General features: G+C 33.6%; 19 protein-coding genes. 12 read left to right on the plus strand and 7 right to left on the minus strand.

Annotation, left to right across the window (positions count from 1 at the left end; all coding sequences use genetic code 11):
* Positions 1-2 precede the first annotated feature (2 nt).
* The 3 genes from BM088_RS17650 to yjjX all read right to left on the minus strand — a co-directional run bounded on the left by BM088_RS17650 (position 3) and on the right by yjjX (position 2,125).
* The gene (locus BM088_RS17650) at positions 3-302 is read right to left on the minus strand and encodes an isoamylase early set domain-containing protein (RefSeq protein ID WP_091987512.1); all 300 of its coding nucleotides are present in this window, start codon (positions 300-302) and stop codon (positions 3-5) included.
* Positions 303-871: 569 nt separating this feature from the next.
* A complete protein-coding gene (yjjG, locus tag BM088_RS17655) occupies positions 872-1,558 on the minus strand; it encodes a pyrimidine 5'-nucleotidase (protein WP_091987516.1) in 687 nt (228 codons plus the stop codon).
* Between the two features lie 9 nt (positions 1,559-1,567).
* Positions 1,568-2,125 (minus strand): inosine/xanthosine triphosphatase, encoded by a 558-nt coding sequence (gene yjjX / locus BM088_RS17660; protein ID WP_091987520.1) that lies wholly within the window; start codon positions 2,123-2,125, stop codon positions 1,568-1,570.
* Between the two features lie 223 nt (positions 2,126-2,348).
* On the opposite strand from yjjX, the gene nrdG reads away from it, so the two are divergent.
* The 3 genes from nrdG to BM088_RS17675 all read left to right on the plus strand — a co-directional run bounded on the left by nrdG (position 2,349) and on the right by BM088_RS17675 (position 6,963).
* Complete coding sequence (gene nrdG, locus BM088_RS17665) at positions 2,349-2,801, plus strand: anaerobic ribonucleoside-triphosphate reductase activating protein (RefSeq protein ID WP_091987524.1); 453 nt, start codon at positions 2,349-2,351, stop codon at positions 2,799-2,801.
* Between the two features lies 1 nt (position 2,802).
* The gene (gene nrdD, locus BM088_RS17670) at positions 2,803-4,578 is read left to right on the plus strand and encodes an anaerobic ribonucleoside-triphosphate reductase (protein WP_091987528.1); all 1,776 of its coding nucleotides are present in this window, start codon (positions 2,803-2,805) and stop codon (positions 4,576-4,578) included.
* Positions 4,579-4,668: 90 nt separating this feature from the next.
* Positions 4,669-6,963: a TonB-dependent receptor gene (locus tag BM088_RS17675; RefSeq protein WP_245763855.1), complete on the plus strand. Its 2,295-nt coding sequence runs from the start codon at positions 4,669-4,671 to the stop codon at positions 6,961-6,963.
* A 74-nt stretch (positions 6,964-7,037) separates the two neighbouring features.
* On the opposite strand, the gene BM088_RS17680 is transcribed toward BM088_RS17675, so the two are convergent.
* A complete protein-coding gene (locus BM088_RS17680) occupies positions 7,038-8,270 on the minus strand; it encodes an esterase/lipase family protein (RefSeq protein ID WP_091987532.1) in 1,233 nt (410 codons plus the stop codon).
* 238 nt (positions 8,271-8,508) lie between these two features.
* Here BM088_RS17680 and BM088_RS17685 point away from each other — a divergent pair, with 238 nt between their 5' ends.
* Both BM088_RS17685 and BM088_RS17690 read left to right on the plus strand, forming a co-directional pair.
* On the plus strand, positions 8,509-10,779 hold the full coding sequence (locus BM088_RS17685; protein WP_091987536.1) for a response regulator: 2,271 nt from the start codon (positions 8,509-8,511) through the stop codon (positions 10,777-10,779).
* 53 nt (positions 10,780-10,832) lie between these two features.
* Entirely contained in the window at positions 10,833-11,537 is a 705-nt protein-coding gene (locus BM088_RS17690) for a substrate-binding periplasmic protein (protein WP_177208092.1), read from the plus strand.
* Positions 11,538-11,564: 27 nt separating this feature from the next.
* On the opposite strand, the gene BM088_RS17695 is transcribed toward BM088_RS17690, so the two are convergent.
* The 3 genes from BM088_RS17695 to BM088_RS17705 are packed head-to-tail and all read right to left on the minus strand — an operon-like array spanning position 11,565 to position 15,360.
* Positions 11,565-12,020: a redoxin domain-containing protein gene (locus BM088_RS17695; RefSeq protein ID WP_091987543.1), complete on the minus strand. Its 456-nt coding sequence runs from the start codon at positions 12,018-12,020 to the stop codon at positions 11,565-11,567.
* Positions 12,017-13,249 (minus strand): hypothetical protein, encoded by a 1,233-nt coding sequence (locus BM088_RS17700; RefSeq protein WP_091987547.1) that lies wholly within the window; start codon positions 13,247-13,249, stop codon positions 12,017-12,019. Before BM088_RS17700 ends, BM088_RS17695 begins: the two co-directional genes overlap by 4 nt.
* Entirely contained in the window at positions 13,243-15,360 is a 2,118-nt protein-coding gene (locus BM088_RS17705) for a TonB-dependent receptor (RefSeq protein ID WP_091987550.1), read from the minus strand. Before BM088_RS17705 ends, BM088_RS17700 begins: the two co-directional genes overlap by 7 nt.
* 176 nt (positions 15,361-15,536) lie before the next feature.
* Between BM088_RS17705 and BM088_RS17710 the strand changes: the two genes are divergently transcribed.
* The 7 genes from BM088_RS17710 to BM088_RS17740 all read left to right on the plus strand — a co-directional run bounded on the left by BM088_RS17710 (position 15,537) and on the right by BM088_RS17740 (position 22,116).
* Positions 15,537-16,904: an alanine/glycine:cation symporter family protein gene (locus BM088_RS17710; protein WP_091987554.1), complete on the plus strand. Its 1,368-nt coding sequence runs from the start codon at positions 15,537-15,539 to the stop codon at positions 16,902-16,904.
* A gap of 200 nt (positions 16,905-17,104) precedes the next feature.
* The gene (locus BM088_RS17715; protein WP_091987558.1) at positions 17,105-17,713 is read left to right on the plus strand and encodes a PepSY-associated TM helix domain-containing protein; all 609 of its coding nucleotides are present in this window, start codon (positions 17,105-17,107) and stop codon (positions 17,711-17,713) included.
* A 20-nt stretch (positions 17,714-17,733) separates the two neighbouring features.
* Complete coding sequence (locus tag BM088_RS17720; protein ID WP_091987561.1) at positions 17,734-18,234, plus strand: DUF2271 domain-containing protein; 501 nt, start codon at positions 17,734-17,736, stop codon at positions 18,232-18,234.
* Between the two features lie 22 nt (positions 18,235-18,256).
* A complete protein-coding gene (locus BM088_RS17725) occupies positions 18,257-19,090 on the plus strand; it encodes a DUF4198 domain-containing protein (protein ID WP_091987564.1) in 834 nt (277 codons plus the stop codon).
* A gap of 280 nt (positions 19,091-19,370) precedes the next feature.
* Positions 19,371-21,002 carry a hybrid sensor histidine kinase/response regulator gene (locus BM088_RS17730; protein WP_091987568.1) on the plus strand — a complete coding sequence of 544 codons (1,632 nt, stop codon included), beginning with the start codon at positions 19,371-19,373 and terminating at the stop codon, positions 21,000-21,002.
* Positions 20,999-21,760, plus strand: a complete 762-nt coding sequence (locus tag BM088_RS17735; RefSeq protein WP_091987571.1) for a response regulator — start codon at positions 20,999-21,001, stop codon at positions 21,758-21,760. The genes BM088_RS17730 and BM088_RS17735 overlap by 4 nt, the downstream gene beginning before the upstream one ends.
* A 47-nt stretch (positions 21,761-21,807) precedes the next feature.
* Positions 21,808-22,116, plus strand: coding sequence for a hypothetical protein (locus BM088_RS17740; protein WP_091987575.1), 309 nt, complete (start codon positions 21,808-21,810; stop codon positions 22,114-22,116).
* Positions 22,117-22,204 lie beyond the last annotated feature (88 nt).

Raw genomic sequence — 22,204 nt, forward strand, 5'->3', positions numbered from 1 at the left:
TCTTATAATTGAGACGTGCTCACAACACTGTTATCACTGCCAAAGCTATTTTTAATATAAGCATCTGCGTGATGATCGTTTTCCCATTTATTTTCATTAACTAAATAACGAAAATGAAAATCTTTATTTTTAGGAAGTCTTATTTTGGTACGATATACTTTATCTTTTTTATTGAATTTCATATCAATAGGTTGCCAATCGTTAAACTCAGCAACAAGCTGTACTTTTTTTACATTTGAGATATTAAATTCGAAGGTCACTTCAGCTTCTTGCTTTGTTTTGAAAAATTTTTTAGTTAACATTTTTGGCTCCTTACAAGTTTTCTTGCCACATCATTTGTGGTAATTAAAAAATCCACATACTTATGAATATTTTTAAACAGCATTTTGCATCTGTAATTAGGCTGACTAAAAAAACGTCAAGTTTTATAAAATTTAAACACATGTATATTTATTTTGTATGACAGCCAGTAAAATATTTTTATTCATAAAAACAAGATATAAAAAACTTTAGTTGTATGACAATCAAACTGGAACTGGTCAAAAAATAATATAAATTTAGTTTTATAAATACAAATGAAACTTGTACATATTTGATGAAAGTTTTTCACTTTTAGGAACTATTTTAAGACTTTAAAATAGTAATATGAAAATAAGTAATTTAAAACAGTGATATATAGCGATTAGTTAGTAGGCGGTATATTTTTCAACTTAAGGGTGAGTTCATAAAACAAACTGCTTCTTACACGAGTATCTTTATTAATCTGTTTAAAAGAAAGGTGGATAAACCAAGTTAAAAAGACAGTGCCTTTACAAACAAATGAATATTTATTCAAAACCACCATCTTAAGTTTAATTATTGGTTAAATTTTTTATCGTGTAGAAATACTTGCTAATAATGTTTTTAATTGTGTTAAAGAACTCACTTCATGTGTTGGTTCTATGCCATCTGGCTTAGTGTGATTATTGGTATTTAACCAACAAGTATCAATACCCGCATTCATGCCACCCTGAATATCTGAATGTGGGTTATCACCCACCATAAGTATTTCATGTTTTGGTGGGTGCTTCATAGTTTCAAAAGCATGTTCGAATATACCAATATCTGGCTTCGCTACACCAACCTGTTCTGATATAACTAAAGTTGAAAAAGCATCTTTAAAACCGGTTCGCTCTAATCGAATGGTCTGCAATTGCGTAAAACCATTGGTTATTATGCCCATACTTACTTTATCTGATAAAAAGTCTATTAGTTCTTTTGCACCAGCTAATGGTTTACAAATTTCGGCCATAGCATGTAAAAACTCGCTATTAAGCTTTTGAGTTGATACTTTTAATTTTTCAGACCATGACTCAAATCGTTTATTTTGTAATTGTTTAGCACTGATATCCCCATTTTGGTAATCAACCCAAAGCGGTTGGTTCACACTTTGATAATGTTCAAAATCACAAGGCGTAAAATCAACATCAAAACGCGAAAACATGAGTTTCAACCCTTGATATGAATCAAAGTGAAACAAAGTTTCATCGGCATCAAATAATATCCATTTATATTTCATCGAACTCTCTTATTGGGTAAATAGTTTTTCATTTAAAAAAGGGGCTAACGCTAATATTAATGCTTGGGTATAAATACTTTCCCTCGTTGCCGCACCGTGTGTTAATAAGCCTATGGCACCGCCTTTTTGTTTAACATTATGTGTATTAAATACAGTATCCATTACATCACCTAGCTCCTGACCTTTCTTTAAGGCTTGATAAATGTAATCAGGTATTGGCAGACTTGCACTGCGACCAATTGACTGTTGTTGTTCATTTAGAATTGCAAAATAAGCAAATGTCATAGGACCATCCAGAGTAAGATCTATCCCCCCTTCAAGGGCAATATAAAAGTCTGGCTTTTTAATGTCATTTATAAATTGTTTTTTACAATACTGAGCACGGTTTATTGCGCCATTTCGTGTTTCAGCAGCCGACATAGGTTGATCAGCAACACCTGAAGGCGCGTGAATACCTTCACATAAAACTTCTGTGTTAGGGAAAATACTCGATATCGCATTTTTTGTTGCATTGATTTTGACTGGATTGTTAGAACCGACAATAACTTTGATGATTTTAGCTGACATAAATAGACTCATTTTCTAATACAAGGCGATGTTACCACAGCTGCTAAGTAGGTAAAAACATCAAATGTAAGTAGCTGTGTTAATTTATGGATCATTTAAGGCTAATTATTTATTGAAAAATAATTTGATCTAGCGCAATTAATAAAACTTATGCTACTAGCAGGTTCCTATCTTGATCTATATATTGTGTTTTAAATAAATAAAAACACTACATATGGTAATCATGTTTAATAGTTTTGCACCTCGCGTTGTTTTTCAAGAAGTCCCTAATGAAGTTTCATTGGCATTTTTAATCACAGGTTGCCCATTCAAATGTGAAGGTTGTCACAGTGAAGACAGCTGGTCTAACACTGCAGGAAGCGCGCTTTGCCATACAAAATTTAAAAATTATATCAATCAATATCAAGGGCTAATCACATGCGTACTTTTTTTTGGCGGTGAATGGCAATCAGAGCAACTCATTGATCACCTAAAATTTGCAAAACAACAAGGTCTAAAAACTTGTCTTTATAGTGGCGCAGACAAAGTCAGTCAAAAAATAAGTAAGCATCTCACTTTTTTAAAAACTGGGCGCTGGAATAAACAACTTGGCGGTCTCAAAAATAAAAACACCAACCAAAGATTCATTAATGTTAAAACAAAAATCACACTAAACCATCAATTTTTAGGGAATTAATATGGCTTTACTTAATGCAAAACAAATATCTAAAAAACTCAATTTTGTTGAAGATTACATCAATGCAAACAATGCAGCTGATGGCTCTAAATTAGATGCAAACGCCAATGTCACACATAAAAATATTGCTACTTTAGAAGCTGAGATCTGTAAAGATTTTTTATTAGATATTAATCGCGCTTTGGTTAAACAAAAAATAACAAAACTTTTTGATGACGCACTTGCTAATGAGTACGAAAGACAAATTACAGATCATGAAATTTATGTGCATGATGAAACAAGTTTAAAACCATATTGCACTTCTATCACCATGTACCCTTTTTTATTAGATGGTTTAACTAAATTAGGCGGAGAATCTAAAGCTCCACAACATTTAGAGTCTTTTTGTGGCTCATTTGTAAATCTAGTTTTTGCTATCAGTTCACAATTTGCAGGTGCCATAGCAACAGTGGAATTTTTAACATATTTTGATTATTTTGCAAAAAAAGAATATGGTGAAAACTATTTAAATACCCATAAAAAACAAATATCAAATCACTTGCAACATGTTGTATATGCAATAAACCAACCTGCAGCCGCAAGAGGTTACCAAAGTGTATTTTGGAATATTTCTTTATATGACGAACATTATTTTTCATCTATATTTGAACACTTTGTTTTTCCTGATAGCACAGTCCCCCAATGGCATTCAGTCAATTCATTACAAAGCTATTTTATGGATTGGTTTGCGATAGAACGTGAAAAAGCGGTATTGACCTTTCCTGTGATCACCGCAGCGATGCTTACACAAAATGGCAAAGTAAAAGATAAACAGTTTAAAAGCTTTTGTGCTAATCAACTGGCTAATGGCAATACTTTTTTCATTTATCAATCAGATAACGCAGATTCATTGGCATCGTGTTGCAGATTACGTAATGAAATCTCAGATAATACATTTTCATATACCTTAGGTGCCGGTGGAGTTGCCACAGGTTCTATTAATGTGATCACAATTAATATGAATCGATTACAACAAGATGGTAGAGATTTAACAACTGAGATAGAGAAAATTCATAAATATCAGGTCGCTTATCGAGAAATTATGAATGACTATTTAGAACAAGGCATGTTGACAGTATATGATGCGGGCTTTATTACGTTAGACAAACAATTTTTAACCATAGGTATAAATGGTATGAGTGAAGCAGCTGAATCATTAGGTATTAAAGTGGGTAATAATGATGCTTATAAAGCATATGTTTCTAGACAGTTAAAATATATTTATGACGCAAATAAACGAGCTTATAAAAAATATAAGTATCGTTTTAATACCGAATTTGTACCTGCTGAAAATTTAGGGGTTAAAAATGCAAAATGGGATAGTCGCGATGGCTATAAGGTACCAAGAGACTGTTATAACTCATATTTTTATATTGTAGAAGACGAGGATATTAACCATTTAGATAAGTTTATTCTACATGGTAAAGACATGATTCAATATTTAGATGGTGGCTCAGCGCTACACCTTAATTTAGAAGAATCACTGACTCAAATCAATTATGAAAATTTACTCGATATAGCAGCAAAAACTGGCTGTAACTATTTTTGTATAAACATAAAATGTACAATTTGCAATGACTGCGAACACATAGATAAACGCACTCAATTAGCATGTAATCATTGTGGTTCAACAGATATTGATTATGGTACTCGCGTTATTGGGTATTTAAAGCGTATCACAGCATTTAGCCAGGCCCGACGAGAAGAACATGGCAGGCGTCATTATCATGTAAATTAATTTTAACAAATTTTGTTTTATTTTTGCCTATTTATCAATCAACTCTATACTTTATGGCGTAATGCATAAACTAAAAGGATTTAGATTGATATGGCAAAAATATCACAATCTACACAAATACCAGTCAATACTAACACTCCTAATGCCGACTTATTCGTTAATAAAAAATTTGCATTTAATTATTTTATTATTTGCATGGCAATGTTTATATTACCGCCATATATTTATGCTAAAAATTCAAATGAATTAGAGCATATTGAAGTTACTGCACGTAAAACAGTTGAAAACATACAAAAAGTCCCCTTATCTGTTACTTCAATCTCAGATTCAAAACTGTCTATCAATAATTTTGAATCGCTCACTGAAATTCAACAGTTCTCACCTAATACCAGCTTACAAAGCAGCAGAACAACAAACTCAACTTTGAGTATTTTTATGCGTGGCGTTGGTCAAGAAGATCCGCTTTGGGGTTATGAACCTGGAGTGGGTTTATATATAGATGATGTTTATATAGCAAGGCCTCAAGGTGCCGTTTTAGAATTGTTAGATATGGAGCGAATAGAAATACTCAGAGGTCCACAGGGTACTTTATACGGTAAAAACACCTTAGGTGGCGCAGTGAAATATATAACAAAAAAAATGACGGGCGAGAATGAGTTTAACATTAGCACCACCTTAGGGAGCTATCAGCAAAAAGATCTAAAAATATCGGGGCAATATGAACTATTAAAAGACTCACTCTATATCGGTTTTGCCGCAGCCAGTTTAAATAGAGATGGTTATGGCACTTTTTTAACCACATCAATACCAGGTCAAGATAAAGAGAATTACAACAAAGACATATTCAGTAATAGGGTATCATTAGAATATACGCCTACAGATAACTTATTTATACGATTAAATTATGACAAAACTTCTGATGATTCTAACTCACGTGGAGGGCACAGGTTTATACCCAGCATTCAAACTAAAGAAGCCGTTCCTGAAGATGTTTATGATTCAAATATCAGTTTACCAACTTGGAATACGGTAGTAACACAAGGCAGTAGTTTAACGTTTAGTTATACAGTGAGCCCAAGCTGGCTATTTAAATCTGTCACTGCACATAGAGATAATTACTCCAAGGTTAATATAGATTTTGATAATACGAGTAGCCGAATTTTTGATGTACCAGCAATATATGATGATAAACAGTTTACCCAAGAATTTCAGTTAAACTACACCTCTGATACGTTCAGTTTAGTCACCGGGCTTTATTATTATGATGCTGAGTCTTGTGGTCAGTTTGATGCTATTTTGGATACTTTAGGCATAAGTTTAGAGGTCAGAGGTTGTAACAATAGTAAAAGCATGGCAGCTTATGGACAAAGTTCTTATCATTTTAATTCAAAGCTATCTATGACATTAGGCGCCCGCTTTACTAAAGAAGAAAAAGATGCCCAAGTTTATAATGGGTTTGTAATTGGTGCGCTTTATCCTGAGTCTTCATGGGTCCCAGGCTATACACGAGACCAAAATCAGGTTGATGCAAGTATTTTAAAAGTACTAGACGATAGTAAAAAATGGAGCCGAGTAACACCTAGGTTCGGATTTGAGTATCAACAAAATGATACTCTAATGTGGTATACCAGTTATGCGCAAGGGTTTAAATCAGGCATGTTTAATCCAAGAGCTTTAAAAGCAGAACCTGCCGTTTCCCCTGAAATTGTTGACTCTTATGAAATCGGATTTAAAAGCCAATGGGCTGATTTTATGCGCTTAAATACAAGTGTATTTATGTTAGAGCATCAAGACCGTCAATTTGTCACAGTTTTAGAAGGTGCTCATCCAGGGGAACTTGATCAGCGCCTAGGAAATATAGGTAAATCAGATGCTAAAGGGGCTGAAATTGAATTAAGCATTGCAGCAACAAATGCATTATCTTTTGATATTAACCTAGGTTTAATTGATTCAGAGTTTACGCAAGCTTTGGCTTTTAATGGTACAAGCTACGACAATATTTCAGATCGTTTTTCCATAACACAAACTTCAGATATCACTTCGAACATTAGTTTTAATTATGATTTTGATAGTTTCACATTAAATGGTAATTATTATTATCGCAGTGATTATCAGCTTACAGTGCTAGATCAGTTAATGAGTCAATCAGGATATGGTCTCTTAAATTTGAATTTAAACTGGTTCAGTGATCAAGGTAATTGGCACGCCAGTTTATATATTAAAAACTTAACTGATAAACAATACCTCACTGGTAGCTTTGGCTTTGTTACTAAAGATAAAGATACAGGTGAATATATTCCTGGATTTTCAGGGGATAAACTTCTTATGGGTTATTATGGTGCGCCAAGAACTCTTGGGATTACGCTTAACTATAGATTTAATTAAAACATATTCAAATTTGCCAGGCTAACCTGGCAAAGTTTTACGGTGTAAAAAAAACGAAAATCTAGTAAGTCATTTTATAATGCATTTAACCAAGTTTTAATTTGACTAACACCAGGTGTATCCCAGCCGAGCTCTAAATGATTAACTGATATAACCGCAGATCCGCCATGATTATTAATACCTGTTGCGTCATTACAACTATCAACAAATACAACCCCATCTGATGGACCCGTATGTTCATTATGTAACAAAGCGATATCGGCCTGATCACCACATAAATTATGAACCCTGACGCCTGACGATGTACCTGCTGAGCGTAAAGTATCAACAATTGAACCACTTAAGTAATGATCAATGCCTTTAGAGTGAGTGAAAACCCCCCAACCACCATGATATGTGGTGTACCAATCTTGCTCTAATGTTGCCAAACTATAAGTCGAATCCCAACGTTTTAACATTTGAGATGCACCGGGGAAATATGCAGATGTATATGTCCACTCATTGCCACTTCGCCACCAACCAAAACAGATTATTTTATCATTTGCTACAGGACCATTGATAGCACCTCCACAAGCAGGAAATACCGTAAAGGTATAAGTCCAGCCATGGCGAAATGAACCATCAACACCATTATTTGGCCCACCTAACATAATTAATCGACGAACATCGCCACGATAGCTGACTCCCCAAGCCTCTTTTACCGATGAGACATACATGCGCCCATTAAATGCACTTTTTGACCAAGTTATCACATCCACTTCACTGGCTCCGGTTTCATTTTTTACAACTTCAACCGCATCGGCTATTTGATGTGACCAAAAGTAACCATTACCATTTTTATGAGCGAATGATAATGCAAAAACTTTAAAATCATCATCCACTAACTCTTGCATCAAGCCTGTACTAGGGCAAGTTGCCCTACCACATCCATAAGCTCCGGCTTCATTTGGATTTGCCCAAGCAATATCAGCATCTTGATTTGCACCATGAACTAATAAAACGGGCGTAGCTTTAGTATTTGTGTCCCAGTCAGGGGCATAATATAAAAGAAATTGAGCTGAATGCGGGGTAGAGTCTCCATTAAAAAAAGTCACTCTTTGACCCGTTTGATCTCCTCGACCATCTGTTGGAAATGATTCTTGAGTCAGGTTTACATTATTACTATCCCAGCGATCTACTTTCACCCACCCGTTTCCAATGCCGCTAGTATAGCTTGAATCTAAAGTAGGCGAAGATACTGCTGAATTAAAACATGTTAATGCAAATAGATATAAAAAACCGCTCAATTTAATATTTGAAATATTCATTTTTAGATCCCTTCAATATAATTAATTTATAAAAATCCAATTACATTTCTTTTCATCTAATAGAACTTCCTCTTCAAATTTTGGGTTATTAAATACTAGTACATTTTTTGTACAGTGCTTTTATTCTATAAACACCTATTTATTTGCATATGCGTTTGTAATATTGTGTTTTTTGACTAAATTTAAAGCACTTCTCCCTTTTTAATAAAATGTTTTGGGGTCAAGGACGAGGTTATAGATGAAGTTTAAAAAACCACTTGCAAGACAATTGCTATTTTGGATTTTATTATCAAGTTCAATTATTACTTTATGTATTACCTGCTTACATTTTTATGTTGATTATAAAAATGATATGTCAGCCATTGATGCACGCTTACAACAAGTAAAAACCAGTTATTTGCCAACAATCTCAAGCGCACTTTGGACTGAAGATGACGAGCAAATTCAGGTGCAAATAAATGGCATAAGTAACTTACCCGAAATATTATTAGTGCAATTAAAACAGCAAAATATTGTTAAATTCAGCCAAGGAGATAATACCTCACATTATACTCAAGTTGGCACTTGGCCAATTTTGTATAACTTTGATGGTCATATTGAAAGTTTAGGTGAATTAACCGTTATTACAGATTTAGTACCTGTATACGAACGATTAGCTGAAAAAGCCTTATTAACTTTAATTACGCAAGGTACTAAAACCTTTATTATTTCATTCATTATTTTTTTTATTGTCTATATTTTTGTCGGCAGACATATTTCAAACATTGCCAATTCCATGTCTGAATTTTCATTGTTAACTTTAAAAGTAAATAATTTAAAACTAAACCGTAAAAAAAATATCGACGATGAATTATCTTACTTAGTAAATGAATATAATAATTTGCAAATCAATATTCAAAAATCATTTGAAGAATTAACAATACAAAAACAAAAAGCAGAAGCAGTAAACCAGCTTAAAAGTGAGTTTTTAGCAAATATTAGCCATGAAGTAAAAACCCCCATGAATGGCGTTTTTGGTATGACACACTTATTGTTAAGTACTTCCCTTAACGATAAACAACAAGAATATGTCGAGGTGATAAAAAGCAGTGCTGTTCATATGATTGATTTATTAAATTCAATTTTAGACTTTTCAAAAATTGAGGCCAATAAACTGGAAATAAACGTGCAAGCTTTTGACTTACCTAAATTAATAAATGAAACAGCTTCACTGATCAAGCCCAATATACTTAAAAATAACTTAGAGTTTGAGGTGATCACCGATCCCTGCTTATTGCATTTAATAGAAGGAGACGAAACTCGTTTACGTCAAGTACTCATAAACTTATTAAATAATGCAGCTAAATTTACAACAACAGGTAAAGTGACACTGATCACTGAGGTCAAAGAAAATGGGTTAGAAAAATGTAAAATTAAATTTTCGGTACTCGATACTGGTATTGGGATCCCTGAAGATAAATTAGATGTTATTTTTGATAAATTCAGACAAGCAGACAACTCTACCACCCGAAATTTTGGTGGAACAGGGTTAGGCTTATCAATTTGCCAGAATTTAGTTGATAAAATGGGGGGGATTCTAAAAGTACAAAGCACTGAAAAATTAGGCAGTTACTTTTACTTTACGTTAACCTTTACGGTTACAAATATACCACTTGCACACGTTAAACATAATTTACCTAGCTTAAGTGGTTTGAAAGTACTAATAGTTGATGATTATGAATTTAATACCCGTGTAATGGATGAACTGCTTTCTAGCTGGCATATGCGCACAACAACCCTTAATAAACCTAAACTTGCGATCCGGGAAATTCAGATCCAGGACAGCTTAAATGATAGTTATGACTTTATTTTTATAGATAAATGCATGCCCGAAATTGACGGCTATCAAGTCTACGATGAAATACGCAATGCAAATTTAAAAAATATACCCAAAGTATTACTTACCTCGACTAATTCACAAGATGATGATAAAGATAAGTGCCATCAACTTGGGATAGATGCATTTATCACTTTACCTACAAATCATGCTAAAATTCAGCAAGTTTTATTAGATCTTTTATACAAAAGTAAACCTACTGTAAAAGACAAATCAAAAATCACAACATTACATTCTCAACATGAACTCACCATTTTATTAGTTGAAGACTCTTTGGTTAATCAAAAAGTATGCATTGCCATTCTTGAGTCTATTTGCAGTAATATACTCATTGCCAATAATGGTAAAGAAGGCATAGATCTTTTTAAAAAAAATAACATAGATATCATACTAATGGACTGTTATATGCCTCTGATGGATGGTTTTGAAGCCGCCATTATGATCAGAAAACTAGAATCCCCTAATATAAAACCAATACCAATTTTAGCAATCACTGCATGCAATGAATCTGACAGGTTAAAGTGTTTGGAAGTTGGTATAAACGAAGTCATTGAAAAACCTTATATTCCAGATGATTTACTGAAAAAAATACAATCATATTTGCCTAAACATAAACAAGTTTTATTTTCATAAGAGAGAATTTATTGAAAAGCCATCAACTAACGAATTACTTGTTTTTTCTTGTAATGATATCTTTATTATTTGTATCTGACGTTTCAATTGCCTCACAAGGCGCTCAAAATAAGCTTAATATTGGCTATATCAATTTTGAGCCTTTATATTCAACAATCAATAACACGCCTCAGGGAAGCTTAGTTACTAAAACCCATAAGGTGTATGATGTTTTAAATTTAAAATATAATGAACGGGCTTTGCCTACAAAAAGACTTTTCTCACGACTTAAAAGTGGTTTGACTCATATATGGTGTGGTATTAAAGTTGATTCCTTACAAAACGATGTCATTAGTGGCTCTCAAGCACTTCATTACTTATCTTTAAATATCTATGCCATAGATCAGCAAATAAATATCCAAAAAAAAACTGATTTGTACGGAAAAAAACTGATCATATTATTTGGTTATAGCTATGATGGCTGGGCACAATATATAAAAAATCCAGATAACAACATAACCTATGTTGAAGTCAAAAAGCATAGTGCGGCACTGAAGTTACTCAAAAGTGGCCGATTTGATTATTTACTCAACTATCAATCACCCATGGAGGTAGCCCTTAAGCAGAACCCAATAGATAGTTTAAGCATTAAAAACATCAGTAAACTACCGATTGTATTTAATGTTTCAAATAAACTGAATAATGCGCAAAATTTGTTAAATGACTTAGACCAAGCACTTGCGGATTTAATACAGCAAGGAAAGATTATTGTTAACTGAATATCTCGTATTACCGGTGAAATCTGTTTACTTTAACCACTTATTAAGTGTATTTTTATTTATTAACCCACTGCGCCCTACTGCAGTACCTCCTGATGAAAAGAAATAACTTCGAGGCAATTCGCCATACCAAGTTGGATCAATCATAAACCGACTTTGCGCTGCTTGTTCATCAGCAAAATAAAAGTTCGTTAACTTATTAAGTTGATATTGTGCTAAAACGTCCTGTATTTGTTCTAACAAATCATCGCTGGCATCTGTATTAATAAGGGTAACTTTCAGGTTAGGCTCTTTTGATACCATCTTTGAAATCAAAGATAACTCCTTAAAACATGGAGGACATTCTAAAGACCACAAAACCGTTAGCCATTGGCTGTTTAAGTTTGAGCTTTTCACCTTGTTCCAATTATTTTTTGTTAATTCAATTGGCTGAGCAAACACTAAATTTGAAAACAACATACATAAAATACAATATTTCATCATAATTTCTCTATCCAATGTCCAGTTTTAGGCCGCTGCCAACTAACATAATGATTACCTAAGCCATCACTGATTATGAAAGGACGGTCAGCACCTGTTTTTGAACGGGCCATTATTTTAGGTTTTAAAAAACTTGCACCACTGTTGATAGATTTTTGATGCCATAACTCATGTGCTTTACCATTAAATTCAATCCACACTAAATTAACGTTTTTGCCATTAGTCTTTACATTTGCATGCATAGCTTGCTGGCTTAAATTACCAATCGATACAGGGTGTGATCTCGTTTGGCCTAAGTTATCAGAGTAAGCATAAAAAAGACCCTTGCCTTTTTGTCCCTGATTAAACCATGTTAAATGCAACCTTTGTTGATCATCAATATCAATGGCCGCACCTTGATGTGGACAGCCATTGATATACCAGTCATCAAATGTCACCCGATTTTGATTTATTATGTTTTTATCTTTAAAGTCATAAGTTAATAAAGAAAAGTCTCTGATATTATCACCAAATATATGCCGCCACATAATTGATACTTTGTCTTTTCCCGTTTGTACCATAGCAATGCGACAGCAAACACAAGTACCATTAGCAAGTTGTCTATTGGTAAAATGCATGCTTCCATCTGCATTTAATGCGCCTTTTGCCAGATATAACGCTGAGCCATTCGTTTTCTCACCAGCGAGTGTGGCTTTAAATTTATCTCGACCATCAAGCCAAGTTATTATTGGCTGGTTATTTTCAGTGACCAAAATTTCATTAAAGCTATGCCCAGTTAATAACCCATCATTATTGACTGTTATTGGCTTACTAAAGTGGAGGCCATTATTTTTTGAATAGCTAAAACGTATATCTGCAGTATATTTTTTCTCTTTGGGCATAGCCCATGACAAATACACAAAACCATTTTGACCAAAAGCAATTTTAGGCCTATTTTCACCTCTTGAAGAAATAGGTTCATCAATCCCTTTTATTTTGACCCTTTTATTAAACTGCGCTCCCTGATTATGGGATACAGCATAAAACATGTGATTTTTGTGCGTCCAAACACGCCAAAGATCTCCATTTGGATGAGCTGAAACTGTCACTGTTTTTGCACATGCAATCTTTTGAATATTGCATAATGTATCAAGATTTCTTTCTTTTTTTATGGGTGCATGCTGATGCGCACTTAATTGAGAACACCAACACATAAACACAATAAAAAAAGTGCTAAATAAAATATTTACCATTGATATTTCAACCCTAGATAAGCAGTGCGTGGTGCTGCCGGTTGATAAGTTTCTTTGCCATAACGTACTTGTGCTTCTTGCGCATAAAATTTATCGGTTAAGTTCAGTACTCTGGCATTTAAACTCAATTTAGGTGTAACATCAAAATTGAGTTTAATATTTGCAATTGTGTAGCCTTTATAACTTTTCTCATTACTTTCATCCATCCAATATTCACCAATAGATTGTATTTCAATCATAGATGAAAGGCCTGGAAAATACTCAGGTTGATATCTAAGCCTTAGATTAGCTAGGTATTCAGGAGCCATGACCATTTCGTTTCCGGATAAGTTTTTTTCTACTAATTTGCCACGCTTTATGCGTCCTTCATCAATAATAAATTTATCGTATTCATGTTTGGCCTGACTATATGCACCAGAGATATCAAAGTGCTCGGTGACTTGCCAGTTAACAGCGACTTCTACCCCTTTATGAATGACACGCCCTGCATTTGTTAAAAACCTTTGGCCATTATCGTCATACGCACGTACGATTGCATCATCAACATCCATATAAAATAATGCAATATCAATGAATAGCGCATCTAAATTATTTTTATATCCAAGTTCAAATGTATCTGATACTTCAGCTTCAATGGTTGCAATATTATCCGCTGTATCACTTGACTTAATATGATAAAGGCTGCCAGCTGTTGGTAATCTAAAGCTGTTTGCATAACGTAAATACGTGCTAGAGTTATCGGTTAAATGATAGTTTAAACTCGCCTTTGGACTTAAATGGCTAAAGTGATCGCTTCGGTTTTCTAAACTTTGTAATCCATGACCAATATCGCCATAAATTGGCATATTATTATCAAAATCAAATTTTGCGTAATCAAAACGCGCCCCAACAGTGATCTCTAATAGTGCAGAAATTGCTCTTTGATGTTGAAAATAAGGAGAGAGACTCGTGTAATCAGTTGTATCATCATAATACACCTCCCCTTTATTATAAGTATCGGCACCATAACCGGTTGTTGTTATATCAATTGGTTGATTTGAAAGCTGGTTTCCTTGCGTAAACTCAAAATCAATACCTAAGATAGAATTAGCATCACTTTGGTGTTGCCAATTAGCCAATGCCAGCAAACCATAAGAATTAACTTGGGATTCATTCTTTGGCATATTTGCATTCCAAGTAGCAGTATAATCATTTGTTCTGTGGCGAATATACCCAATTACGGAGTAGAAATCTTCATCACTAAATAAATCCCATTGTGTCGACAGTTTAATATATTGGCTTTTTCTTAAAGGATCATTTTGAAGTACATTTTCTTGCAAACCAGAATTAGCGGGATCTGCTGCAAATAATTCTTTTGATAAACCTGCAGCCATTTCTTGTTCTAAATCACTCATTACAAGAGAAGTTGTTAATGTTTGTGAATCATTTATTTTATATTCATATCTCGATGTTATTTCACTACGTTGAGAGCCCGTATGGTCACGCCAACCAGTATTTGATACATGAGAGGCTGAGACTCTTATTCCATTATTATCATTTATGTTTTGGCTATGACTTGCAGATATTCGATTATAACTAGCCTGACCTAAAGTCATACTTAAATCAGTTTGAGCCATGTCACTAATCGGTTTCGATAAAACATTAATGGTTGCGGCAACGGCCCCTGAGCCATAAAGTGCAGTTCCCGCCCCTTTTAATACTTCAATACGTGAAGCATTTGAATTAAAACTTGACCACCATAATGCATTATGATTAAAAAATGCAGCCGATTGAATAGGCACGTTATCTTGTAAAAACAAATAATAACCACTTGTATTCATTGGCATTCTAATAGCTGTTTTATGGCCTTGTCCACCGGATAGCTGATCAATCAATACGCCCGAAACACTATTGAGAGACTCAGCGATATGCTGTGCATTATCTAACTTAAGCTCATCTGCATTTATACTATGAACTGACATAGCAAGATCAGTATCAAGTGACGCCTGGCGGTTTGCAGTGATAGAGATGCGTTCTATGTGTTCAAGTGTCGTTTTATTATTTTGTGCGAATGAATAAAAAGAGGTTGAAAGTGCAAAAGAAATTAAAGACAGTTTTAACTTAGTGTTCATTTAGGACTAACTCAAATCAATAATGAAACGTAATTGTAAAAAAGTTAACTGTATTTTAAGTGTGACATAATGTCGCAATTTTATAACTTTCTTTATAAAATTATGATATAGATCAGCTCTGTGAATAAACTTTTATATTTATAAAATACTCTACCAACTTTATGAGCTTAAATAATATGGAAAAATTAGAAATATATTTAGGCAATATTGCCGCTTTTATGTGGGGCTTGCCATTAGTCATTTTATTAGTTGGCGGCGGATTATTTTTTGTTATTTATTCTCGATTTCAAGCTTACTTTCATCTCAAACACGCAGTACAGATCACCTTAGGTAAATATGATAGTGATAAAAAAGCAAAAGGTGAGTTAAGCCACTTTAAAGCATTAATGATGGCATTATCTGGCACATTAGGTTTAGGCAACATTAGTGGTGTTGCAGTTGCAATTACACTAGGTGGCGCAGGCGCTATTTTTTGGATGTGGGTTACGGCAGTTGTGGGTATTTCCACAAAATTTTATACAGCGACTTTATCTGTAAAGTATCGGGGGTTAGATAGACAAGGTGAGTTACAAGGGGGGCCTATGTATGTAATACGTGAAGGTCTAGGAAATAAATGGCTGCCACTGGCCTGGCTATTTTGTATTGCATGTATGTTTGGCTCACTCCCTATTTTTCAAATAAATCAATTAGTACAAATATTAAGAGACTTTATAGCCATACCTCAAGGACTTGCAACAAGTGAGCAACACTTTAGCTTTGATCTGATCTGCGGCATATTATTATGTATTTTAATTAGTACAATTGTAATGGGTAAATTAGCCCGTATAGCAAAGGTAACAAGCAAAGTTGTTCCCTTTATTGTATGTGTTTATTTGTTAATGACATTTTCAGTTTTGATCATTAATTATGAGAAAGTATTCCCAGCTTTTACTTCTATTTTTATTAATGCCTTTGATGCAAGCTCTGTTGCGGGCGGATTTATCGGCACTATTATCATGATAGGTGTGCAACGAGGTGCTTTTTCTAATGAAGCAGGCATAGGCACTGAATCAATGGCTCATGGGGCCGCTAAAACGAATGAACCAATCAGAGAAGGTTTGGTGGCCACATTGGGGCCTATTATTGATACTTTATTAGTCTGTACATGTACTGCGTTAGTTATTTTAGTAACAGGTGTGATAGACACTGGTTTCACCGGAGTTACCTTAACAGCAAAAGCATTTGAGTTGGCCTTTCCAGGAATAGGCGGCTATTTATTAATCATGATTGTATTCTTTTTAAGTACCAGTACCGTGCTCAGTTTTTGGTATTACGGCTCAAAATGCGCTGAATTTTTATTAGGTGCAGTATTTCAAAAAGTATATATCTATATATACCTGGCTTTAATCATTCTTGGTGCCGTGGCCTCTCTTACACTCGTCATAACGTTCATAGATATTATGTATGCTTTAATGGCGATCCCAACTATGATATCCACAATATTATTAGCAAACAAAGTTAATATTGAAGCTAAAAAATATTTTAAGCAGTTACCTTCGAAGTAAAATAAATGGATAAAAATATGGTTGCTTATCTGTTTATTGATTTTATTTGAATATAAAACAAACAAAACATTTCATTTTCATAGTAAACCTATAAAAACGCTGTATTTTATAAAAAACCACAAGTAGAATAGGAATCACTCTCATTAACAAAATCATTATTGCAGTGATGATTTGCATTTTATATCAAAAAGAAGATTTCATTGAACGCAACATCAAAAAAACGCATTAATAAAAAATCATTAAGCCTAGCAAGAACAATACATATTTATGTCTCTATGGCACTTTTTTTGTTTATGCTATTTTTTGCTATTACGGGCATTACACTCAATCACCCTCAGTGGTTTGATAATCAAATTGATAATGTACAATTTATAGAGCAGCCCATTCCAGATTATTTATTACCCAGTAAACCACAAGATACAAATTGGCAGCAAGCGACTGGTCACTGGCTAAAAAGTCAATGGCATATTGAGTTTGAGCAAATAGAGTTTAGCGAAGATGAAGTGATTATTGTACATAAAGGCCCCGGTACTTATCAAAATATTACTTTAGATTTACTCGATAATATCGCCATTATTGAGTCTAAAAATTATGGCGTTATTTCAATTTTAAATGACTTACACAAAGGTCGAAATACTGGGCTAGCATGGCGTTTAATTTTGGATATAAGCTCAGGACTTATAATCTTGTTTTCGCTTACGGGTGCATATTTATTATTGCCTCAAACCCGAAAATTGAAAAAATCAATTTTGTATATGGCACTTGTCAGTTCTGGCTGCATTGTCGTTTATATCACATTAGTGCCGTAAAACTTTAAGAAGAGATTAAAATGAAAAAAAGCACATCCATTGCATGCAGTTTGCTGTTTTGTTCTGCCTTACCCGTTTTTGCACAATCGAATTTATCAGTCTCACTGACTTTACCTGAAATAAAAACAGGGCAATATCACCGTCCTTATACCGCCGTTTGGATTGAAAATAATAAAGGCCAACATGTTAAAACTTTAGCGCTTTGGACAGAACCAGAGGGTCAGAAATGGCTCAAAGATATAAGACGTTGGTGGCGTAAAATTGGTCGCTCTGATAAACAATTAGTTGATGGTATTTCATCAGCAACAAGACCAGCAGGAACTTATTCTCTTAACTGGGATTTAACCGATGAAAAAAATAATCCTGTAAAAAAAGGAGATTATAAAGTTTTTTTTGAAGTTGTTAGAGAGCATGGTGGTAGAAACCTTTTAAAACATTCATTTAAGCTAAATGGCACGTCTTTCGAGGAAAAACTTGCTGAGACCCAGGAAACGGGCCCAATCAAAATCAAATTAAATTAGTTAATAAACAAAGGAATATTGAATGAAAACGCCAAAATTGATCACCCTAGCCTCTTGCCTTATTGCCTCGTCTATATTTTCTACTTGTGCGATTGCACATGACCGATGGATTTTACCAAATGAATTTAATATATCCAATGATGGCGCTAAAGGAGTTTGGATCACATCTGATGTTACCGCTGGCAACCAAGTTTTTGTATTTGATAAGCCATTTGGTTCCGAAGATATTGAAATAATCACACCTGAAGGTAAACTTGAATACCCATCATCCAGTTATCGTGGTGGAAGAAAGTCTGTATTTGACTACCTATTAACGCAGCCTGGCACATATCGCTTTCAAAAAGAGGCAAAAGGTAAATATTATTCCCAATATAAAATACCTACCTCTGAAAAACCTATCCGCACTAAATTAGATAAGCTCGCAACCAAGGCTAATATGCCAAAGGACGCTTCTGATTTAAAAGGTGCACTTTATTTTTCACGTATTGAGACTTATGTCACACTTAATAAGCCAAATAATACTGCATTTGAATCAACTGGTGAGTTTTTAGAACTAATCCCAACGACACATCCTTCTGATATTATCGAAAATAATGAAACTAAGTTTAAATTTTTATTTAATGGCAAAGAAGTTAAAGGCGTCGAAGTTTCGATTGTAAGAGAAGGTACCTTATATAGAAATCAAATAGAAGAAATTGAAGTTAATTCTGATGCCAAAGGTAATATTGAGTTTACTCCCCCTAAAGCGGGTCGATATTTATTACATGCAAATTATGAAACTAAACTTAATGATACCAAACTCGCAGATAAAATGGTTAATACGATATTTTTGACTTTTGAAGCCGGTTTAGAATAAATCATTATTTATTAAAAGCGTTCAGGACTGAACGCTTTTAATAAAGTCATGAACATCTCAAAACATATTAAGCAAAACCTTACACATTCAATTCCCACATTTTAGTACTACCTCGTTAATATTGTTCAAATAACAAGTATTTATTAGTAACGGCATGTAAAAAAGTACGCTAACGGTTTAAAAATTAAAATAGCTTAAATATTATACATTTTTAAACTATCTTCATTATAAAGCATTATTTTATTGATTATTTTACTTTATTCATGAGTGGAGTTTAGCAATGTTTTCTACATCTACAGAGTATAAAAAAAATATAACTGTTACTGTTGTGGAAGACTCTAAAGCCGTTCGTTCATTAATAGTCCATTTATTAGTACTCAAAGATTTTCCTGTTACTGAGTTTGAGTTTCCACAACAGGCCTTTGAACACTTAGTGCAACACCCACCTAGGATCTTAATTACAGATTTTAATATGCCTGTTATTAATGGCTTAGAGCTCGTACGTATGTGCCAAGAAAAACAGATAGAAATGCGCACTATTTTAGTCACAAGTTTTGGTGACAAAGATACATTATTAAACGCAATTCACGCTCAAATCGACTATTTTGTAGAAAAACCGTTTGATTCAAATAGTTTTTATTTAGCGTTAGATAAAGTTGTTGAGCTTGTTCAGGTTGAGTTAGACAATGAATCTTTAATAGAGGAGTTGTCATTCAAAAATCGAGAACTTAAAGAGCAGATGCTGAGATTAAAGTCAATATTTAGCGGTCTTAATGAAGCAATTCTTTTATTAAACAAAAACGGCACAATAGAATATTTAAATGAAATGTGTTGTATTTATTTTGATAAAAATACGAGTGACTTGATTAATCTAGATATAAATCAAATTTTACCTATCTCTAATGTCCATGAAGCTTTTAGCAATGAACAAGGTGAAATAGAACTCAATTATACTAAAAAAGATAACCTTACTTTAATTTTAAGCTGTAAATATTCAAAATTCACTATACTTGGAAAAGTTAAATACCTTGTATCTCTTTCTGATATAAGCAATATCAGACAAAGGCAAGAATTTTTAGAAGAGAAAAGTGATATTTTAGAAGCTGAAATTAATCAAAGAACCAAAGATTTAACTTTTGCAAAAGAAGAAGCCGAACGCGCAAACGCAAGTAAATCTGAATTTTTAGCGAACATGTCCCATGAATTAAGAACCCCCATGCATGCCATGATTTCTTTTACACATTTAATTTTAAAAAGATGCCATTTGATCAGAGAAACTGATGTGAGAGATAAAATAAAAGACTTTGCTTCAAGTTTAGAACTCAGTGGAGAAAGGTTATTAGTATTGCTTAATAATTTACTGGATATGGCTAAGCTAGAAAGTGGACAATCAAATTTCAATCCTAAAAACCAAACAATTATAAAACTAATTGATCAAGGGATCGCAGAATTATCTATGCTAGGGAGTGAGAAAAATATTCGTATAAAACGTATTTCTGATGATGATATTTCACCTTGGTATGATTTTCCTTTAGTTTTACAAGTCTTAATCAACTTATTATCAAACGCGATTAAATTCAGCCCTGAAGATTCTGAGATCCAAGTGGGTTTTCATAAAAGTTTCGAAAAAATAGGAAAAAGAGATGCAGATAGCAAATATGAAGTATTAAATATAGATGTTATCGACTCAGGTATTGGCATTCCTGAAAGTGAATTAAGATTAGTATTCGATAAATTCACCCAATCAACAGCAACAAAAACAGGAGCTGGGGGTACAGGATTAGGTCTCTCAATTTGTAAAGAGCTGATCACACTTCATTACGGTAAAATTTTCGCAAAAAACAATCCAAAACATGGTACTACATTTACGTTTTATATACCCATTCATAAACCACATTGGTGCAAACTATGAAAGATAGCCAAACAAAATTATTAGTTGTAGATGATGAGCCCTTAAATATCACTATCATGCGTGAATACCTTGAAGAAGTTTATGAAAATATTGAATATGTCACCAATGGTTTTGAATGTTTTGAAAAATTAAAAACATTCAAACCGGACATTATTTTACTCGATGTAAGCATGCCCAAAATGGATGGATATGAAGTCTGTGCTAAATTAAAGCAAGACCCCAACTTATGTAATATCACAGTTATATTCGTATCGGCCAGAGGCACATCTGAAGAGCGCATGTCTGGATTTAAAGCAGGAGGAGAAGATTACATTGTAAAACCCTATAAGGAAGATGAATTACTATTAAAAATATCAAAAACAATTACCTATCATAACCAAATATTAGGTTTAAAAGATCAACTTGAGGATGCAAACAGTGTTGCCTTTGAAGCCATGACAGGCAGCTCTGAAATGGGCTACGTCGCACAATATTTGGATCAGTTATTTCAGTTAGACAGTGCTACAAATATCATGGATGCAACCTTAAAGTTTATGAATATTTTTGGTTTAGCCGCTTGTCTTAGAACCTTGTATGAAAATGATTATGCCTTTGGCTCTCATCAAGGCTGCATCACGCCCCTAGAAAAAGAAGTCATAGATTTATTAAATAACTCAGGAAGAATTTACAAATTTGATACTAGAATTCAATTTAATTTTAGTCACATTAATGTATTAGTTAAAAGCCTATTGAAGATGAAAACAAATATGGTCGTTTAACCGATATTATTCCCATTGCACTTAGCGGTGCTAATAATGCGCTTAAAATGCTCAATTATAAAGAATGTGCAAAAAACAAAGATGAAATTAGAAAAGCGGTTTGTGATATCAATCTGATTACAAATAATGTAGTCGATAATATTATTATGGTAAAACATGATGTCAATATCGCATTAGAGCTTCTTAATGATACATTAGAAAAAAACTTACCCTTTATGGGGTTAGAAGATGATCAGGAGGCACTCATTGCACAAACAACCGATACTGTGATGGTGTCCGTAAAAAAAGCTTTAGGTTCCTTAAATACCATTAGCATCGATATGGATAAAATAAAGTCTCAAAGCAATAAGTTTTAAGCAGCCAGAATTGTATTATAACTGTGCTTTTAGATAAAAAATGACGATATCACTATCGCCATTTCATTTATCAAATAAGTTTATTCAG

It is taken from the genome of Pseudoalteromonas denitrificans DSM 6059 (assembly GCF_900112265.1).
In the GTDB taxonomy this organism is placed as follows: Bacteria; Pseudomonadota; Gammaproteobacteria; order Enterobacterales; family Alteromonadaceae; genus Pseudoalteromonas; species Pseudoalteromonas denitrificans.

Bases quoted from the DNA above. Each gene is read 5' to 3' on its own strand.
- BM088_RS17735 (WP_091987571.1), top strand. From the start codon at position 20,999: ATGAAAGATAGCCAAACAAAATTATTAGTTGTAGATGATGAGCCCTTA.
- BM088_RS17705 (WP_091987550.1), bottom strand. From the start codon at position 15,360: ATGAACACTAAGTTAAAACTGTCTTTAATTTCTTTTGCACTTTCAACC.
- BM088_RS17685 (WP_091987536.1), top strand. From the start codon at position 8,509: ATGAAGTTTAAAAAACCACTTGCAAGACAATTGCTATTTTGGATTTTA.
- nrdD (WP_091987528.1), top strand. From the start codon at position 2,803: ATGGCTTTACTTAATGCAAAACAAATATCTAAAAAACTCAATTTTGTT.
- BM088_RS17650 (WP_091987512.1), bottom strand. From the start codon at position 302: ATGTTAACTAAAAAATTTTTCAAAACAAAGCAAGAAGCTGAAGTGACC.
- BM088_RS17740 (WP_091987575.1), top strand. From the start codon at position 21,808: ATGCTCAATTATAAAGAATGTGCAAAAAACAAAGATGAAATTAGAAAA.
- yjjG (WP_091987516.1), bottom strand. From the start codon at position 1,558: ATGAAATATAAATGGATATTATTTGATGCCGATGAAACTTTGTTTCAC.
- BM088_RS17710 (WP_091987554.1), top strand. From the start codon at position 15,537: ATGGAAAAATTAGAAATATATTTAGGCAATATTGCCGCTTTTATGTGG.
- BM088_RS17725 (WP_091987564.1), top strand. From the start codon at position 18,257: ATGAAAACGCCAAAATTGATCACCCTAGCCTCTTGCCTTATTGCCTCG.
- yjjX (WP_091987520.1), bottom strand. From the start codon at position 2,125: ATGTCAGCTAAAATCATCAAAGTTATTGTCGGTTCTAACAATCCAGTC.
- BM088_RS17730 (WP_091987568.1), top strand. From the start codon at position 19,371: ATGTTTTCTACATCTACAGAGTATAAAAAAAATATAACTGTTACTGTT.
- BM088_RS17675 (WP_245763855.1), top strand. From the start codon at position 4,669: ATGGCAAAAATATCACAATCTACACAAATACCAGTCAATACTAACACT.
- nrdG (WP_091987524.1), top strand. From the start codon at position 2,349: ATGTTTAATAGTTTTGCACCTCGCGTTGTTTTTCAAGAAGTCCCTAAT.
- BM088_RS17720 (WP_091987561.1), top strand. From the start codon at position 17,734: ATGAAAAAAAGCACATCCATTGCATGCAGTTTGCTGTTTTGTTCTGCC.
- BM088_RS17700 (WP_091987547.1), bottom strand. From the start codon at position 13,249: ATGGTAAATATTTTATTTAGCACTTTTTTTATTGTGTTTATGTGTTGG.
- BM088_RS17680 (WP_091987532.1), bottom strand. From the start codon at position 8,270: ATGAATATTTCAAATATTAAATTGAGCGGTTTTTTATATCTATTTGCA.
- BM088_RS17690 (WP_177208092.1), top strand. From the start codon at position 10,833: ATGATATCTTTATTATTTGTATCTGACGTTTCAATTGCCTCACAAGGC.
- BM088_RS17695 (WP_091987543.1), bottom strand. From the start codon at position 12,020: ATGATGAAATATTGTATTTTATGTATGTTGTTTTCAAATTTAGTGTTT.